Raw genomic sequence first — 16157 nt, 5'->3', positions numbered from 1 at the left:
GTCATGTCACAGGCAAATGACGGCGGAAAGGGCAGATGATGGGCGAGATGGGCTTTGGCCATGTGACGGCCAGCGGCGAGATGGTGCTGCGCAATGCGCGCCTCGTGCTGGAGGGGGAGGTCGTGCGCGGCTCCGTCCGGCTGGTGGACGGGCGGATCGAGGCGGTGGACACCGGGGGCAGCGCCTTCGGGGTCGATTGCGAGGGCGACCTGCTGATCCCCGGCCTGATCGAGCTGCATACGGACAACCTCGAACGCCATATCCAGCCGCGCCCCAAGGTCGACTGGCCCCATGCCTCGGCGATCATGGCGCATGACGGAGAGCTGGCCTCGGTCGGGATCACCACGGTGTTCGACGCGATGCGGGTCGGCTCGGTCGTGTCGGAAACCAAGGCGCGCTACGGCAAGTATGCCCGGGCGCTGGCCGACGAACTGCTGGCGGCGCGGCGCCGGGGGATGCTGCGGATCAGCCATTTCCTGCACCTGCGGGCCGAGGTCTGTTCCGAGACGCTGCTCGACGAATTGGCCGAGTTCGGCGCCCCGGACCGGGTCGGGCTGGTGTCGATCATGGATCACACGCCGGGGCAGCGGCAATTCCGAGACCTGTCCAAGCTGAAGGACTACGTCTGCGGCAAGCACGGGCTGTCGGAGTCGGAGTTCGGCGATCATGTCGCCAACCTCACCGCGATCCACGCCCGGCTCGGTGCCGCGCACGAGGCCGGGGCGGTGGCCGCCGCGCAGCGTTTCGGCGCGGTGCTGGCAAGCCATGACGACACAACCGCGGCGCATGTGGCGGTGAGCGCGGCGCACGGCATCCGGCTGGCGGAGTTCCCGACCACGGTCGAGGCGGCGCAGGCCTGCCACGACCGGGGCATCGCGGTGATGATGGGGGCGCCCAACCTGATCCGGGGCGGGTCGCATTCCGGCAATGTCGCGGCCGAGGACCTGGCCCGGCGCGGTCTGCTCGACATCGTGTCGTCGGACTACGTGCCTTCGGCGCTGATGTCGTCGGCCTTCCGGCTGGCCGAGATCTGGGACGACCTGCCGCGCGCGGTCGCGACCGTGACCTCGGCACCGGCCCGCGCCTCGGGGCTGACCGACCGCGGCCGCATCGCCGCAGGGCTGCACGGCGATCTCGTGCGGGTCCGGCTGGTCGAGGGCGTGCCCGCGATCCGGGGCGTGTGGTCGCACGGGCGTCAGGTGGGCTGAGCGCGCCGGCGTGCCTGCCGGACCTTGGCGATCATGGTCCCGGCGTGGGCGGCGGGGTCCGCCGGGAGGATCGGGAGCGGGCCCGGGAACGGGTGTCCGCCATCCTGTCGCCCCGGCCCGCACAGCAGGATGCCAGGGACGACGGTGCCCGGCGCGGCGGCAACCGCGAGCAGGCCGGGTAGGGCGCGGATCGCCCCGGTGTCGCGGGACAGACCCGGGGCGGCGACGCGGGTTCCGCATGGCGCCGTCCGCCCGGGTCAGTAGCGATAGCCGAGTGCGGCCTCGGTCCCGAGGTCGAGCTGGCTTTGAAGGAACAGCCGGTCGTCCTCGGTCAGCCTCGGCGGGGTGGGGGGGCGATGCTCGACCGAGGCGAGGAACCGCGCGCCGAGCCGCTTGTGCACCGGCTCGAAGGGGCCGGGGCGTTCGAGCGAGAGTCGCGCGGCGAGGTCGTCGAGAAAGAGTTGCGGCGCGCCCTGTACCGCCTCCAGCCGCACCAGGATCAGCGAGCATCCGCGGTCGAAATAGCCGAGCAGCCCCTGCAGCTTGGCCCGCCGCAGCGCGAAGATATTGGCAAAGGGCCGTCCCGTGATCGGGTCGCGGTCGTGCTGGAGCGGGCGACCCTGCCCCCCGAGCGCCGCGACCTGCGGAAAGTAGCGCGGGCGGTCGGCGACGGTCTCCCACTCGGCGCGCAGGAAGTCGGAAAAGCCGAGGCGCTGCATCTCGGGAGGGCAGTGCCATGGCTTCATGTGCATGGAGCGGGCCCAGTCCCCGGCATGGCGCACGATGCAGACGATGGCGGTGTCGGCGGGGATGGCGGTCATCATCGGGAAGCCGTGCTTCCAGCCCAGTTCCTCGGTCGGGGCGAGCGCGGTGTTCTTGCCGATCAGGCGTTTGACGAAATTCGTCCCCGACGACCGCTCTCCCATCACCTGGTAGCGGGTGATGCCGTGGCCGGTCAGCGCGAACTGCCAGCCGGTTTCCTGGAACTCCTGTGCGACCATCCGCCCGCCACCTCGTGTTTTGCCTGCCACGTTAGCCGCGCGCGCCGAGATTGGCGATTCTCATCGCGCGGTCCGGGCGTTATGCTGGCAAAAAACGAAGGGGCCGACAGATGCAGAGCGTGGCAGCCGCCGTCACCATGGTGCGGGACGACGCGTTTTTCCTGGCCGCCTGGCTGCGCCATTACGGCACCCTGCTGGGGCGCGAGAACTGCTACGTGGTCAATCACGGGCGCGGCGCGGCGGTGGCGGCGCAGGCAGAGGGCTGCAACGTCATCGGCATTCCGGGCGATCCGCATCCCAACTTCGACATGAAGCGCTGGCGGCTGCTGAACGGCATCGTGAACGGGCTGCGCAGCTATTATTCCCACGTCATCGTCGGCGACGTGGACGAGCTGGTCGCGCTCGATCCGGCCGAGGGGGGCAGCCTGCTCGACTGGCTGCGCGACCAGCCGCTGCGCCGCGTGCTGACGCCGGTGGGCCTCGAGGTGGTGCACCGCATCGACCTCGAAACCGAACCGGCGGACGGGGTCATCCTCGGCCCGCGCCGCCACGTGCGCCTTGCGCCGCATTATTCCAAGCCCTGCGTGATATCGCTCGGGACCAAGATCGCGCGGGGCGGGCATTTCACCCAGGCGAGCAAGCTGTTCACCCCGGATCCGCTCTACCTCTTCCACCTGAAGTTCTGCGATTTCCCCAACTACGTCGCCACCATGAACCAGCGCAACCGCGTCGCCGAAGAGGTCGGCGCCGATGTCCGCGAGGCCGCCATCGGGCGGCACTGGTTCGCCGGGGCGCGGGGCGAGGACCGCGCCGTGTTCGAGGCTTTCGCCGCGATGCAGATGCAGGAGGGCTTCGATCTGTCCTGGCTGCGCAAGCGGATGCAGCGCAGTTGGCAGAGGCGCGGAGAAACCGGCTACTGGCAGTTCGAGCGCCCGGAGTACGACCACCTCTACCGACTGCCGGAACGCTTCGACGGGCTGTTCTAGGCGCGGCCCGCGTGGAAGGCGAGCAGCGCCTCGGCGGTTTCGGCGGGCGACTGGTCGGGAAAGAAGTGCCCGCCGGGGATGGCCGCGGCGGTCATGTCCGCCAGCCGGTCGGCCCAGGTCGCCGGAACGTCCATCAACTGCGCCATCGCGCCGTCGGCGCCGTAGAGCACCTGCGCCGGGCAGGAAACCCGGCGTCCCAGATCGGCGGCATCGTGGTGGAAATCGACCTCGATCGCGGCGCGGTAGTCGTTGCAGCCCGCCGCGATGGCCCCCGGCATCGCCCAGGAGGCGCGGTAGATGTCCAGAAGCTCGGGGTCGAAATCGGACAGCTCGGCTTTGCCGAAACCCACGAGGCAGCGCATGAAATACGTCTCGGGATCGTGGCCGATCATGGTTTCCGGAAAGGGCGCGGGCTGGGCGAGGAAGAACCAGTGGTAATAGGCCTTTGCCACCTCCTTGGTCAGGTCGGCAAAGAGGTGGTGGGTCGGCACGATGTCGAGCAGCGACAGCGCCTCGACCCGGTCGGGGTGATCCAGCGCCATGCGGTGCGCCGTGCGGGCGCCCCGGTCGTGACCGACGACGCGGAAGCGGTCGAACCCGAGATCGGCCATCAGCGCGACCATGTCGTCGGCCATGTTGCGAAAGCTCATCGCCTCCACGCCGTCCGGCTTGGAACTGTCGCCGTAGCCGCGAAGGTCGGCGGTGATCACGGTGAAATGCGGCGCGAGGCGCGGTGCGATGGGCCGCCACATGGCGCGGCATTGCGGGTAGCCGTGCAACAACAAAAGCGGCGGGCCGTCGCCTGCCGCTTCATACGCGATCTGCTGTCCGTTGACCTCTGCAATTGCCACGGTGCCCCTCCCGGCCTAGTTCCCCTGGGAGGATACGAAGGCGACCGAACCGAAGTCAACGCCGGGCAGCGTCTCCTGCACCGAGGAGGTCGCGGCGAGGATGATCTGGCGGGAGTTCGGGTCGAGCATGTTGAACCCGGCCTCGAAGACGCTGGCGGGGGTGTAGATCAGCACGCCCGCCGCCATGGCACCGGCCAGCAGGCTGCCCGAGTTGCGCTTTTTCGCGCCGCGCTTGGTCGTCCAGCGGAACAGGTGATAGAGCACCATCACCGCGGAAATCGCCAGCAGCGCGGCCAGCACGCCGAAGATCACCTGGTGATACTGCGCCGGCAGGTTGCCCTGGTGCAGGCTGTCTTCGAGGAATTCGCGGTTCCGCGCGACCGAGATCACCACGTAGGCCAGCACGAAGCCGCCGAGGATGGACAGGAAGGGACGCTCGTTCACCGGGGCTTCGGTCCGCCCGATCACGGTCCGTCCGTAACCGGAATCCAGGCGCCTCACCCGTGCTGCAAAATCGTCCTGGGTCATCTTGCGGAAAGCGTATTTCCTCATGGTCCCTCTCCTCTCCTGCTCGTTTACGGTTCTTGTGCTCGGGTTAACGTGTAGGGGAGGATTGTGGCAGATTGTGGCGGCCAATGGGGCATACAAACGTTTTCATGGTGTCAGAGGGCTATATTTTTACTTAAATCCCCGCCACTTGCCTCTGCGTCAGCGGTTCGCGCGCCGCATCTTCGCCTGAAATCTTACCCAGCGTAAACCTTTCCCCGGCCCTCGCGCCGAGGCCCCGCGGGACCGGAAGGGCCGCCCCGCAGGGGCCCCCTCCGGTCGCCGCCGGCGTCACTTCGTGACGGCGTCGAGGATGCGGGCCCAGCTGCGGATGCCCTTGTGGAAGCTCTCGAGGTCGTACTTCTCGTTCGGGGAATGGATCTGGTCGTCGTCCTTGGCCCAGCCCACCAGCATCGCATCCATGTCGAGATAGGTCTTGAAGTAGCCTGCGATCGGGATCGAGCCGCCGCAGCCCGCATAAGCGGCGTCGGTGTCCCATTCCTCGGACAGCGCGACGCGGGCGGCTTCGAAGGCGGGGTGGGTGGTCGACATCTCGCTCGCGGGCGAGGCGCCGTGGGCGTGGAAGTCGACGGTGCAATCTTCGGGCAACTGCGCGGTGACCCAGGCGCGGAAGCTGTCGCGCAGCGCATGCGGGTCCTGCTGGCCGACGAGGCGGAAGCTGACCTTGGCCGAGGCCCTGGAGGGCAGCACGGTCTTGAAGCCGTCGCCGGTATAGCCGCCCCAGATGCCGTTGATCTCGGCGGTGGGGCGGGACCAGATCATCTCGAGCGGGGTGCGCCCGGCCTCGCCCGCGGGGACCGAGAGGCCGACGTCGCCGAGAAAGCGCTGCCAGTCGAAATCGAGCGCGCTCCACTGCTCCGCGATGTCGGCCGGCAGGTCGGGAACGCCGTCGTAGAAGCCGGGCACCTGCACCACGCCGCTATCGTCATGCAGCCCGCCGAGGATCCTGGTCAGCACCCGCACCGGGTTGCGCGCGACGCCGCCGTACATGCCCGAGTGCAGATCCTTGTCGGGGCCGGTGATGGTGATCTGCTCGCCCAGCAACCCGCGCAGCATGGTGATGATCGCGGGGGTGCGCGACTGGAACAGCCCGGTGTCGCAGATCAGCGCGATGTCGGCTTTGAGCTCCTCCGCGTTCTCCTTCATGAAGGGCACGAGCGAGGGGGAGCCGGATTCCTCCTCGCCCTCGAAGAAGAAGGTGATCCTGCAGGGCAGGGCGCCGTGCACCGCCTTCCAGGCGCGGCAGGCTTCGACGAAGGTCATCAGCTGCCCCTTGTCGTCCGAGGACCCGCGGCCGCGGATCACCTTTCCCGCGGGCGTCTCCTCGATCTGCGGATCGAAGGGGTCGTTGTCCCAAAGCTCCAGCGGATCGACCGGCTGCACGTCGTAGTGGCCGTAGAACAGAAGGTGCGGGCCGGGGCCGTCCACGTGGCCGACCACCATCGGATGACCGGGGGTCTGGCGCTTGGACGCCTCGATTCCGATCGAGGCGAGGTCCGCCACCAGCCAGTCGGCGGCGGTCTGGCATTTGCCCTTGTAGGCCGGATCGGTCGAGATCGAGGGGATTCGCAGCAGTTCGAGCAGGCGTCCGGTGGCCTGCGGCAACTCCGAGTCGATGCGGGAAAGGACGGGGTCCAGCGACATTGTGATGATCTCCTTCACAGGGAATTGTGCCGGAGCGTAGCAGCCGGACCGCCGCTGTCCAGTGCCGGCCGCCCTAGGAGGTGACCGCCGCCAGGCCTGCCAGCATCAGCGCCGCGCCGGCCATCTGGCGCAGGCCGAAGCCCTCGCCGATGACCATCGCATAGCCGAGCACGAGCATGGTCTCGGCCGCCACGATCAGGATGTAGATGAGCGACAGGTCCAGCCGCCGCATCAGCACGATCTCGGACAGGCCGGCGATGAAAAATCCGATTATTCCCAGTACGATACCGGGAATGTGATGGCCGTCCGCCGCGGTCTTCATGCCGATGGTGGCAAGCGCGTAGCCAAAGGCGGTGGCAAGGATGAGAAGGGGGGCGGCGGGCAGGGCGGCGAGGGCGAAGGGCATGGGTGAAATGATCCGGGTAAACACCCGCCGACAGAATGGTCGGGGGGGAGACGGCACGGCGCGTCACGGGGACAGAGTGCGCCGATGCACGTCGTCCGGACAGTATGGGAAACCGGACTTTCGTCGGAATTGATCCGACCGCGACAAAAGGCTTGATGCAAATCAAGGCCGCGACTCTTAGTCTCTTTCTAAACGGTGGACATGCAGACTTGTGGCCGCTATCCATTCACGAACTTGAATGCGGGTGGTTACACCCCCTTCCTGCCGCGCAACGACGCGGCCCGAGACGAAGAAGGAGACCACGGTGGACTACACCGCGACGCTCGACCAGGCCCTTGACCGCCTCCACGAGGAAGGCCGCTACCGCACGTTCATCGACATCGAACGCAAGAACGGCCAGTTTCCCCATGCGACATGGCGCAAGCCCGACGGCAACGAACAGCCGATCACCGTCTGGTGCGGCAACGATTACCTCGGCATGGGGCAGCATCCGGTCGTCCTCGCTGCGATGCACGAAGCCATCGACGCCACCGGCGCCGGGTCGGGCGGAACGCGCAACATCTCCGGCACCACGGTCTACCACAAGCGGCTCGAGGCCGAGATCGCGGATCTTCACGGCAAGGAATCGGCGCTGGTCTTTTCCTCGGCCTACATCGCCAATGACGCGACGCTGTCGACCCTGCCCAAGCTGTTCCCCGGCCTCATCATCTATTCCGACGCGCTGAACCACGCCTCGATGATCGAGGGGATCAAGCGCAACGGCGGCGCCAAGCGGATCTTCCGCCACAACGACCTCGCGCATCTGCGCGAGCTGCTCGAAGCCGACGATCCCGCCGCGCCCAAGCTGATCGCCTTCGAATCCGTCTATTCGATGGACGGCGATTTCGGCCCGATCGAGGCGATCTGCGATCTTGCGGACGAATTCAACGCGCTGACCTATCTCGACGAGGTGCACGCCGTCGGCATGTACGGCCCCCGCGGCGGCGGCGTGGCCGAGCGTGACCGCCTGATGCACCGCATCGACATCATCAACGGCACGCTGGGCAAGGCCTTCGGTGTCTTCGGCGGGTATATCGCCGCCTCGTTCAGGATGTGCGACGCGGTGCGGTCCTATGCGCCGGGGTTCATCTTCACCACCTCGATTCCGCCGGCGGTGGCGGCGGGGGCGGCGGCCTCCATCGCGCATCTCAAGACCGACCGCGCGCTGCGCGAGCGGCACCAGACGCAGGCGAAGATCCTCAAGACCCGCCTCAAGGCGATGGGCCTGCCGATCATCGACCACGGCTCGCACATCGTGCCGCTGATCGTCGGCGATCCCAAGCACACCAAGAAGCTGTCGGACATGCTGCTGGACGGTTACGGCATTTACGTTCAGCCGATCAACTTTCCCACCGTGCCCCGCGGGACGGAGCGTCTGCGCTTCACCCCGTCGCCGGTCCACGGCCCGCGCGAGATGGATGCGCTCATCCGTGCGCTGGACGAACTGTGGTCGCATTGCGCGCTCAACCGGCAGGAACTTTCGGCCTGACCTCACGGCAGGGTGAGGGAAAACGGCTCCGGCGCACGGCGTCCGGAGCCGTTTTTCGTTGCAATGCGCCCCGTGCGCCGGTGTCGCAGGCGCGGGAGGATGATCGCGAATAGGTGAACGCTTTGAACCGTTTCAGGGGCGTTCTTTAAGGAATGACGGCGCGCGAAGCCGTCCCGGAGCTTGCGCGATACCACGCCTATCCCTGCGGAATCCCTGTAAATACGGTTGTGATGTGCTAACGTTGTATCAATAAAGCACGCAACGCGAATCGCGGAAGCGTGATTGGGCAGGCACCATTTGGGATAGCGGTAACAGGGTATAGCGCATGATCGGGCGGAAGCACCCTCGCAAGGATGAAGGCGTGGAAGACGAGGGCCCCCGCGGGTTCGACGACTTCGCGCTGCGTCTTGGCGACGTAATGCGCGGCGAGCGCGCGACGATGGGCAAATCCCTGCTCGACGTGCAACGCGAGTTGCGCATCAAGGCCAGCTATATCGCCGCGATCGAGAACTGCGATCCTTCCGCCTTCGACACACCCGGATTCATCGCGGGCTACGTGCGGTCCTATGCGCGCTATCTCGGCATGGACCCCGACGAATGCTTTGCCGAATTCTGCAAGGAAAGCGGCTTTTCCGTCGCGCACGGCATGTCGGCCAAGGCCTCGACCATCCGCAAGCCCAGTTTCGACGACATGCCGCAGCGCCCGGCCGCACGCGATCCGTTCGAGCAGCCGCGCATGCCCTTCGCCCCCAAGGGCGAATCCTTCCTGTCCCGGATCGAGCCGGGGGCCATCGGGTCCCTGCTGGTGCTGATGACGCTGATCGGCGGAATCGGTTACGGCGGCTACGCCGTGCTGCGCGAAGTGCAGCGCGTGCAGCTTGCCCCGGTGGATCAGACCCCGGTGGTGCTGAGCGAACTCGACCCGCTCGACGGGGCCGGGACTGCCGTTCTGCCCGAGGGCGAAGAGGCCGTCGCCTCGGCCAACGGGGCCGGGCCGTTCTCGCCCCCCGCCTCCGGCGACGCGCTCGACCGTCTCTATCGCCCGCAGGCGCTCGACGTGCCGGTGCTGGTGGCGCGGGATGCGCCGATCTCCTCGCTGGACCCGGCCACGGTGGGCGCCTTTGCCCGTGCCGAGAACACCCGCATGCCGAAGCTCGGCGCCGCGCCGGACGGTTCGGAAAGCGTGATCGCCGGTCTCGACGGCGCCGTCGCAGGGCTTCCTTCGCTTGCCGGGCAATCCCGCGTGTCGGGGCTGTCCGCGCAGGGCCTGACCGTGATCGCCGTCCGCCCCGCCTGGGTGCGCATCCGCGGCACGGATGGCGGCATCCTTTACGAGCGCGTGATGAACCCCGGCGACACCTGGGCCGTGCCGCGCGGCGAACTGGAACCCAAGCTGAACGTCGGGGAATCCGGCGCGGTCTATTTCTCGATGAACGGCAAGGTCTTCGGCCCGGTCGGCCCGAGCGGCAAGGTGACCTCGGATCTGCCGCTGGTCTCCGAAGTGCTGAACGCCGCCTACAAGCCGGTCGAAGCGGGCCGCGACGAGGATCTGCGCCGGGTCATGGCCGACCTGGGACAGGCGTCGGGTGCCACGCTGGTGGCCTCTGCGGCGACGCCCGCCATGCCCAAGGTGCTCGAAGACGGCGCGCCCGGCGTGACGATGATCGCCGTGCGCCCGGCCTGGGTGCGCGTCCGCTCCGCCGACGGCTCGGTGATCTACGAGACGATCATGAACGCGGGCGACACCTGGACTGTGCCCGCGACCGAAGACCCCTCGACCCTGCGCGTGGGCGAATCCGGCGCGATCTACTTTGCCGTGAACGGCCAGACCTACGGCCCGGTCGGACCGCGCGGATCGGTCACCAAGAACCTGGCGCTCTCGGTGTCGAACCTGACGCAAAGCTACCAGGTCGCGGATGCGGCACGTGACGCGGATCTGGAACGGGTGGTTGCGGAATTGAACAGCGGTACGGGACTTTCGGAGTAGCTTCGGCCACAAAATTCCCCGTTGTCACACCCGTTCGGGCACCCCACATTATCACAAGTTCGAGTGTGACCTTTACCTCCGGTCGGAATGGCGACATTTCCGGGGGAGCATGATGATGAGACGCAGGAAAGGATTGTTCGCATGAGCCACAACCCCATCAGGCCGTGGCGCAGCATCGAGCGCCGGAAATCGCGTCAGATCATGGTGGGGAACGTGCCCGTGGGCGGCGGTGCTCCGATTTCGGTCCAGACCATGACCAACACGCTCACCACCGATGTTTCCGGCACCGTGGCGCAGATCCAGCGCGCTGCCGATGCCGGGGCCGACATCGTGCGCGTTTCGGTCCCCGACGAGGCGTCGTCCAAGGCGCTGAAGGAGATCGTGCGCGAAAGCCCGGTCCCGATCGTCGCCGACATCCACTTCCACTACAAGCGCGGCATCGAGAGCGCCGAGGCCGGCGCCGCCTGCCTGCGCATCAATCCCGGCAACATCGGCAGCCCCGAGCGCGTGCGCGAGGTGATCGCCGCCGCGCGCGACCACGGTTGTTCCATGCGGATCGGCGTCAACGGCGGCAGTCTCGAAAAGCACCTTCTGGAAAAGTACGGAGAGCCGTGCCCCGAGGCGATGGTGGAGAGCGCGCTCGACCACATCCGCATCCTCGAAGACAACGATTTCCACGAGTTCAAGATCAGCGTGAAGGCGTCCGACGTGTTCCTCTCGGCCGCCGCCTACCAGGGGCTGGCCGAGGTCACGGACAAGCCGATCCATCTCGGCATCACCGAGGCGGGGGGGCTGACCTCCGGCACGATCAAGAGCGCGATCGGCCTCGGCAACCTGCTGTGGATGGGCATCGGCGACACGCTGCGCGTGAGTCTCTCGGCCGATCCGGTCGAGGAGGTGAAGGTCGGGTTCGAAATCCTGAAATCGCTCGGCCTGCGCCATCGCGGCGTCAACGTGATCTCCTGCCCGTCCTGCGCGCGCCAAGGCTTCGACGTCATCAAGACGGTCGAGGCGCTGGAAACGCGGCTGGAGCACATCAAGACGCCGATGAGCCTCAGCATCATCGGCTGCGTGGTCAACGGCCCCGGCGAGGCGCTGATGACCGATGTCGGCTTCACCGGCGGCGGGGCAGGGCACGGCATGGTCTATCTTGCGGGCAAGGCCAGCCACAAGATGTCCAACGAGCGGATGATCGAGCACATCGTCGAGGAAGTCGAAAAGAAGGCCGCCGAGATCGAAGCGCGTGCCTCACAGACACCGCAAGCGGCGGAATGATCCCGTGAAAGACGGGCGGACCCTCCGCGGCGGCAGTCCTGCCGGTCCGGATGCTCGTCTCGATTTCACCGGCGTCAAGGCGGCCGAACGGCAGTACATCCGGGGATGGCCGCTGCGGATCGCTCTTCTGGGCACCGGGGCCGGGCTGTTCTTCTTCCTCTACGGCTACTGGCAGCTGCTGGCGTTCTTCGCGCTGAAGGTCGCGGCGGGTGCGCTGCACGGCCGCACCATGGCGCGTCTGCCCGACCGCGGAACCTGGAAGGACGCGGTTCCGGCGCTGTGCTCCGTCAGTCTTGCCGGTGCCAGCTACCTGATGGCGGGGATGTGGCTCTGGGTGGCCGACAGGCCGATCTTCGACGTCTATTCCCTGCTCCTGCTCATCATCGCCGGGCTCAACACCATGGCCTTCCGGGCGCATCTGAAGCTGTTCCTGTTCACCGACCTGATCCTGCTGTGCATCGGTCTGGCGGGACGGATCGGCTGGCTATGGTGGCAGGATGCGCTGAGCCCCGACACGCTGATGCTGACCTTCCTCCTGCTGGCCTCCTTTGCCTATTACCTGCTGGTTCTGCGCGAGGTGACCCGCACCCATGCCGAACTCGACGCGTCGACCGAGGCGCGCTCGCGACAGGCGCAGCGTACCGCCCTGTCGCGGTTCACCGGGGGCGTCGCGCATGATTTCAACAACCTGCTGACGGCGGTTCTGGGCAACGTGGAACTGGCCCGCCTGACCGACACCCCCTCGGAGCGCGAGGCGCTGATGAACCAGGCCGAACAGGCGGCGCGGCGCGGGGCGGAGCTGACCGGGCGTTTGCTGGCGCTCAGCAGCAAGGCGCGGCTCAACCCGGCGCGGGTCAGCCCCGCCACGGTGGTCGCCAATCTGAAGGATGTCGCCGGCTACATGTTCGACGACCGCTACCGGCTGTGGTTCCAGGTCGATGCCTCGCTGCCGGTGATCCACGTGGACGAGAGCAAGCTGGACGCCGCCCTTCTGGAACTGGTCAGCAACGCCGTGATGTCGATGCCCGAGGGCGGGGCGATCTCGATGCGGGCGGGGCGGAGCCTGCTGTTCGACCCGCCGGGGGTCTGTTTCGAAATCTCCGACGAAGGGCCCGGAATCCCGAAGGAGGTGCAGGCGATGGTGTTCGAACCCTATTTCACCACGCGCCCGGTCGGCGGCGGGTCGGGCCTGGGCCTGGCCATGGTGCGCGGGATCGTCGAACAGTCCGGCGGCACGATCCTGCTGCATTCCGATGCGGGCGCGGGCACCCGCATCGAGGTTCATCTTCCTGCCGCCGCCGCCGAAGAGGGCGCGCAGGAACGGCGCTGAGCGCGGGGCCTCAGCCCTCCGAGCGCAGTTCCTCCACCACCTGCCGCATCGCGTCGAGCGGCACGTAGCCCCGCAGCATCTGGTCCCCGAAGACAAAGCTCGGCGTGCCGTTGATCTGCATGTCGCGGGCAAGCGCGCGGGTGTCGTCGATGCGGCGGGTGATCTCCTCGTCGCCCATGCGGGCGAGGATCGCGTCGGCATCGAGCCCGAGGGTCGTGGCGAGGCGGCGCAGCACCGGCTCGGTCGGGTCCTGCTGCAGCGTGATGAGCGCATCGTGCATGGTCTTGTAGGCCTCCGGGCCCGCCTCCAGCAGGGTGGCGAGGGCAAAGCGCGACGAGGTGGTCGAGGCCTCGCCGAGGATCGGGAATTCCTTGAGGATGATGCGGATGTTGCCGTCGCTCTCGATCAGCTCGCTGATCTCGGGATGGGCCTTGCGGCAGTAGCCGCAGCGGTAGTCCGAGAACTCGACGATGGTGATATCGCCGTCGGGATTGCCGCCGACGTAGGAATAGCCGTCATCGAACAGCGCCTCTGCATGGTCCTGAACAAGCTGGACGTCGCCCTGCGCCTGCTGCTCGGCCTGACGGGACTCCAGCGCGTTCACCGCTTCCATGATGACCTCGGGATTGTCGAGAAGGTAGGCGCGGACCTCGGCGCGGAACAGCTCGCGCTGCTCCGGGGTCATGGTCGACAGGTCGACGCCCTCGGCGCCGGCGGCGGTCCCGAGAGACAGGGTCGAAGCCAGGGCAAGGGCGGCCATGCGGCGGGGCAGACGGATCGGCATCGGAGGGGTATCCTTTTCCTGAGCCGCGGCGGTGCGCGGCGGGGGTCAGCGTTTGCGTGCGGCGCGTTCCGAGGCGGCCAGCACATCCTGCGCGCGCCGCCAGGGGGCGGACCCGCGGGGCAGAAGGTCGACCGCACGTTTGGCGTGAATCCCGGCATCCTTCAAGCGTCCTTCGAGCGCATAGCGCTGCGCCGTCGCCTCCGAGGCCATGCCGGCATTGCCGGTCTTGGCATAGGCGACGGAAAGATCGCGCAGCACGCGCGAATCCGCCCAGTCGCGCCCGCGCGCCGTCTCCAGCGTGGCCAGCGCGGCCTTGTACTGTCCGGCGGCCATCTGCGCCCGCCCGAGACCGCCGAGGATCTGCGCGTTGGACGGAGCCAGGCGGCGGGCTTGGTCGTAGACCTTGACCGCGGCGGCGGCCTGCCGGGATTCGAGCAGGATCTCGCCCTTGAGGTCGTGGTAATACGCATCGTTCGGGCGCAGGGCGATGGCCGCGTCGATCGCTGCGAGCGCCTTTCTCAGGTCTGACTGGCGGTGCCAGGCCACCGCCTCGCGCATCTTGGCGATGTCGCGGGAATAGCTCGTGTCGGCCCGCCGGAAAGTCCAGGACGGCGCGCGCTTGAAGGCCGAGAGCTTGCCGCTCAGCCGCGCAAAGAGGTAGTCGGCGGCGGGATCGTCGGTCTCCGGCACCTTGGCGGCGGCGACCAGCCCCTGCAGCGCGCGCAGCCGGTCGCGCGAGGCGGGGTGGGTCTGCATGTAGGCGTCCTGGCGCCGGGCCGACAGCGCTTCCTGCCCGCGAAAGATCTCCTGCACCTGGATCGCGCCGCGCGGGTCGATGCCCGCGCGCACCATGTAGCGCACCGAAGAGATGTCGGCGGCGCTTTCCTCGGCACGGGTGTGGCCGAAGAAATTCCCCATGATCGAGCTTTGCGTGCCGAGCATGATCCCGGCCATGGCATCGCCGCTGCCGGTCGCCGCCCCCGCCGCCGCGGCAAGCACGAGGCCGAGCGCCGAGGCCGTGCGCGCCGCCCGCATGTTGCCGAGCCTGCGCGAGATGTGGCCGCCCGCGATATGCGCGGCCTCATGCGCAAGAACGGCCTGCAACTCCTTGGCGCTGCCCAGTTTCAGGATCAGCCCGGAATGCACGAAGATGTGCTGGGTGTCGGCGATGAAGGCATTGAGGGAATCGTCGTCGATCACCAGGATACGGATCCCGTTCGGACTGAGCCCCGCAGCGCGCAGCACCGGCGCGGCCAGCGCGCTCAGCGTCTGTTCCATGTCCGCATCGCGCAGCAGCGTCGCCGCGCGCACGGGGGCTGCGGCGGTGAAGCAGATCACCGCAAGGGCGGCCAGCAGCCGGGTTGCGAACATTGACCCTCCCTCGGTTCGCTCGTACTTCGGGGTCGGGCCAGTTTGGGAGAGGGACATGCGAAACTCAAGACGCGGTGCGGTAGATCCCTTCATTGTGATGGACGTGATGGAGGCCGCGCGCGCCGCCGAGGAGGCCGGACGCCACATCATCCACATGGAGGTGGGCCAGCCCGGAACCCCGGCGCCCGCCGCCGCCCGCAAGGCGCTGGCAAAGGCGATGGAGGCCGGATCGCTCGGCTATACCGTGGCGCTCGGCATCCCCGAACTGCGCCGCCGCATCGCCCGGCTCTACAAGGACTGGTACGGGGTCGAGGTCGATCCCGCCCGCGTGGTGGTGACGCCCGGGTCCTCGGGCGGGTTCATCCTCGCCTTCACGGCGCTGTTCGACGCGGGCCAGACCGTGGCGCTCGGGGCACCGGGCTATCCGTCGTACCGGCAGATCCTGCGGGCGCTCGATCTCGTCCCGCTCGAAGTGAGCACCGCCGCCGCGAACCGTTACCAGCCGACGCCGGAGGATCTTGCCGGCCACGCCTTCGACGGGTTGCTGGTCGCCTCTCCGGCCAATCCCACGGGCACGATGCTCGACCACGGGGAACTCGGCGCGCTTGCCGCGATGGCCCGCGACCGGGGCGCGGCGTTCCTCTCGGACGAGATCTATCACGGCATCGACTACGACCGCCGCGCGGTGACCGCGCTCGAGGTGACCGACGAGGCCGTCGTGATCAACTCCTTCTCCAAGTATTTCTCGATGACGGGCTGGCGTGTCGGCTGGCTGGTGGTGCCCGAGGCGCAGATCCGCCAGTTCGAACGGCTGGCGCAGAACATGTTCATCTGCGCCCCGCATGCGTCGCAGGTGGCGGCGCTGGCGGCGATGGACGCGGGCGACGAACTCGAAGCCAACCGCGCCGCCTACGCGCGCAACCGGGCGCGGATGCTCGACGGGCTTCGCGCCGCCGGCTTCGACCGCATCGCGCCGCCGGACGGGGCGTTCTACGTCTATGCCGACGTGTCGGAGCTGACGCAGGACAGCCGCGCCTTCGCGGCCGAGATCCTCGACAAGGCCGGGGTGGCGGTGACCCCGGGCCTGGATTTCGACCCCGAGCGCGGTGGCGGGACGCTGCGCTTTTCCTATGCCGCCTCGGAAGCGGATATCGAGGAAGGGCTCGACCGTCTCCGGCGCTTCATGGAAACGCGGGGGTAGGGCGCCCGGCCATACGTC

The 16157-nt window shown here is 67.9% G+C and carries 14 protein-coding genes; 7 read left to right on the top strand and 7 right to left on the bottom strand.

Annotated features, from left to right (window positions below; genetic code table 11):
• Window positions 1-38: 38 nt before the first annotated feature.
• Window positions 39-1208, top strand: coding sequence for an alpha-D-ribose 1-methylphosphonate 5-triphosphate diphosphatase (locus ACN0RJ_RS17700; RefSeq protein ID WP_417725101.1), 1170 nt, complete (start codon window positions 39-41; stop codon window positions 1206-1208).
• Window positions 1209-1465: 257 nt separating this feature from the next.
• On the opposite strand, the gene ACN0RJ_RS17695 is transcribed toward ACN0RJ_RS17700, so the two are convergent.
• Window positions 1466-2209, bottom strand: a complete 744-nt coding sequence (locus ACN0RJ_RS17695) for a hypothetical protein (RefSeq protein ID WP_417725070.1) — start codon at window positions 2207-2209, stop codon at window positions 1466-1468.
• 110 nt (window positions 2210-2319) lie between these two features.
• Here ACN0RJ_RS17695 and ACN0RJ_RS17690 point away from each other — a divergent pair, with 110 nt between their 5' ends.
• On the top strand, window positions 2320-3195 hold the full coding sequence (locus ACN0RJ_RS17690; protein ID WP_417721454.1) for a glycosyltransferase family 2 protein: 876 nt from the start codon (window positions 2320-2322) through the stop codon (window positions 3193-3195).
• Here ACN0RJ_RS17690 and ACN0RJ_RS17685 read toward each other — a convergent pair.
• From ACN0RJ_RS17685 to ACN0RJ_RS17670, 4 genes are all read right to left on the bottom strand, one after another.
• Window positions 3192-4046 (bottom strand): alpha/beta fold hydrolase, encoded by an 855-nt coding sequence (locus tag ACN0RJ_RS17685; RefSeq protein WP_417725069.1) that lies wholly within the window; start codon window positions 4044-4046, stop codon window positions 3192-3194. The genes ACN0RJ_RS17690 and ACN0RJ_RS17685 overlap by 4 nt on opposite strands.
• A 15-nt stretch (window positions 4047-4061) precedes the next feature.
• Window positions 4062-4598, bottom strand: a complete 537-nt coding sequence (locus tag ACN0RJ_RS17680) for a hypothetical protein (RefSeq protein WP_417721456.1) — start codon at window positions 4596-4598, stop codon at window positions 4062-4064.
• Window positions 4599-4883: 285 nt separating this feature from the next.
• On the bottom strand, window positions 4884-6257 hold the full coding sequence (locus tag ACN0RJ_RS17675; RefSeq protein ID WP_417725068.1) for a M20/M25/M40 family metallo-hydrolase: 1374 nt from the start codon (window positions 6255-6257) through the stop codon (window positions 4884-4886).
• 73 nt (window positions 6258-6330) lie between these two features.
• Window positions 6331-6663 (bottom strand): 5-aminolevulinate synthase, encoded by a 333-nt coding sequence (locus ACN0RJ_RS17670; protein ID WP_417721458.1) that lies wholly within the window; start codon window positions 6661-6663, stop codon window positions 6331-6333.
• 304 nt (window positions 6664-6967) lie between these two features.
• On the opposite strand from ACN0RJ_RS17670, the gene hemA reads away from it, so the two are divergent.
• The 4 genes from hemA to ACN0RJ_RS17650 all read left to right on the top strand — a co-directional run bounded on the left by hemA (window position 6968) and on the right by ACN0RJ_RS17650 (window position 12783).
• Window positions 6968-8191 carry a 5-aminolevulinate synthase gene (gene hemA / locus ACN0RJ_RS17665; protein WP_417721459.1) on the top strand — a complete coding sequence of 408 codons (1224 nt, stop codon included), beginning with the start codon at window positions 6968-6970 and terminating at the stop codon, window positions 8189-8191.
• Window positions 8192-8516: 325 nt separating this feature from the next.
• Window positions 8517-10178 carry a helix-turn-helix domain-containing protein gene (locus ACN0RJ_RS17660; protein WP_417721460.1) on the top strand — a complete coding sequence of 554 codons (1662 nt, stop codon included), beginning with the start codon at window positions 8517-8519 and terminating at the stop codon, window positions 10176-10178.
• 141 nt (window positions 10179-10319) lie between these two features.
• Complete coding sequence (gene ispG / locus ACN0RJ_RS17655) at window positions 10320-11453, top strand: flavodoxin-dependent (E)-4-hydroxy-3-methylbut-2-enyl-diphosphate synthase (protein ID WP_417721461.1); 1134 nt, start codon at window positions 10320-10322, stop codon at window positions 11451-11453.
• 4 nt (window positions 11454-11457) lie between these two features.
• Window positions 11458-12783: a sensor histidine kinase gene (locus ACN0RJ_RS17650; RefSeq protein WP_417725067.1), complete on the top strand. Its 1326-nt coding sequence runs from the start codon at window positions 11458-11460 to the stop codon at window positions 12781-12783.
• Between the two features lie 10 nt (window positions 12784-12793).
• On the opposite strand, the gene ACN0RJ_RS17645 is transcribed toward ACN0RJ_RS17650, so the two are convergent.
• Both ACN0RJ_RS17645 and ACN0RJ_RS17640 read right to left on the bottom strand, forming a co-directional pair.
• Window positions 12794-13567, bottom strand: coding sequence for a DsbA family protein (locus ACN0RJ_RS17645; protein WP_417725066.1), 774 nt, complete (start codon window positions 13565-13567; stop codon window positions 12794-12796).
• A gap of 45 nt (window positions 13568-13612) precedes the next feature.
• The gene (locus ACN0RJ_RS17640; protein ID WP_417721464.1) at window positions 13613-14938 is read right to left on the bottom strand and encodes a M48 family metalloprotease; all 1326 of its coding nucleotides are present in this window, start codon (window positions 14936-14938) and stop codon (window positions 13613-13615) included.
• 55 nt (window positions 14939-14993) lie between these two features.
• On the opposite strand from ACN0RJ_RS17640, the gene ACN0RJ_RS17635 reads away from it, so the two are divergent.
• Window positions 14994-16139: a pyridoxal phosphate-dependent aminotransferase gene (locus ACN0RJ_RS17635; RefSeq protein ID WP_417725065.1), complete on the top strand. Its 1146-nt coding sequence runs from the start codon at window positions 14994-14996 to the stop codon at window positions 16137-16139.
• The last annotated feature ends 18 nt before the right edge of the window (window positions 16140-16157 follow it).

The organism is Salipiger sp. (genome assembly GCF_048261495.1).
Lineage (GTDB): Bacteria > Pseudomonadota > Alphaproteobacteria > Rhodobacterales > Rhodobacteraceae > Salipiger.
This window is presented reverse-complemented; position numbering and strand designations above follow the sequence as displayed.

Excerpts from the sequence above, each read along its gene's own strand:
- ACN0RJ_RS17700 (WP_417725101.1), top strand. The coding sequence starts at position 39 with ATGGGCGAGATGGGCTTTGGCCATGTGACGGCCAGCGGCGAGATGGTG.
- ACN0RJ_RS17695 (WP_417725070.1), bottom strand. The coding sequence starts at position 2,209 with ATGGTCGCACAGGAGTTCCAGGAAACCGGCTGGCAGTTCGCGCTGACC.
- ACN0RJ_RS17690 (WP_417721454.1), top strand. The coding sequence starts at position 2,320 with ATGCAGAGCGTGGCAGCCGCCGTCACCATGGTGCGGGACGACGCGTTT.
- ACN0RJ_RS17680 (WP_417721456.1), bottom strand. The coding sequence starts at position 4,598 with ATGAGGAAATACGCTTTCCGCAAGATGACCCAGGACGATTTTGCAGCA.
- ACN0RJ_RS17675 (WP_417725068.1), bottom strand. The coding sequence starts at position 6,257 with ATGTCGCTGGACCCCGTCCTTTCCCGCATCGACTCGGAGTTGCCGCAG.
- ACN0RJ_RS17670 (WP_417721458.1), bottom strand. The coding sequence starts at position 6,663 with ATGCCCTTCGCCCTCGCCGCCCTGCCCGCCGCCCCCCTTCTCATCCTT.
- ACN0RJ_RS17660 (WP_417721460.1), top strand. The coding sequence starts at position 8,517 with ATGATCGGGCGGAAGCACCCTCGCAAGGATGAAGGCGTGGAAGACGAG.
- ispG (WP_417721461.1), top strand. The coding sequence starts at position 10,320 with ATGAGCCACAACCCCATCAGGCCGTGGCGCAGCATCGAGCGCCGGAAA.
- ACN0RJ_RS17645 (WP_417725066.1), bottom strand. The coding sequence starts at position 13,567 with ATGCCGATCCGTCTGCCCCGCCGCATGGCCGCCCTTGCCCTGGCTTCG.
- ACN0RJ_RS17640 (WP_417721464.1), bottom strand. The coding sequence starts at position 14,938 with ATGTTCGCAACCCGGCTGCTGGCCGCCCTTGCGGTGATCTGCTTCACC.
- ACN0RJ_RS17635 (WP_417725065.1), top strand. The coding sequence starts at position 14,994 with ATGCGAAACTCAAGACGCGGTGCGGTAGATCCCTTCATTGTGATGGAC.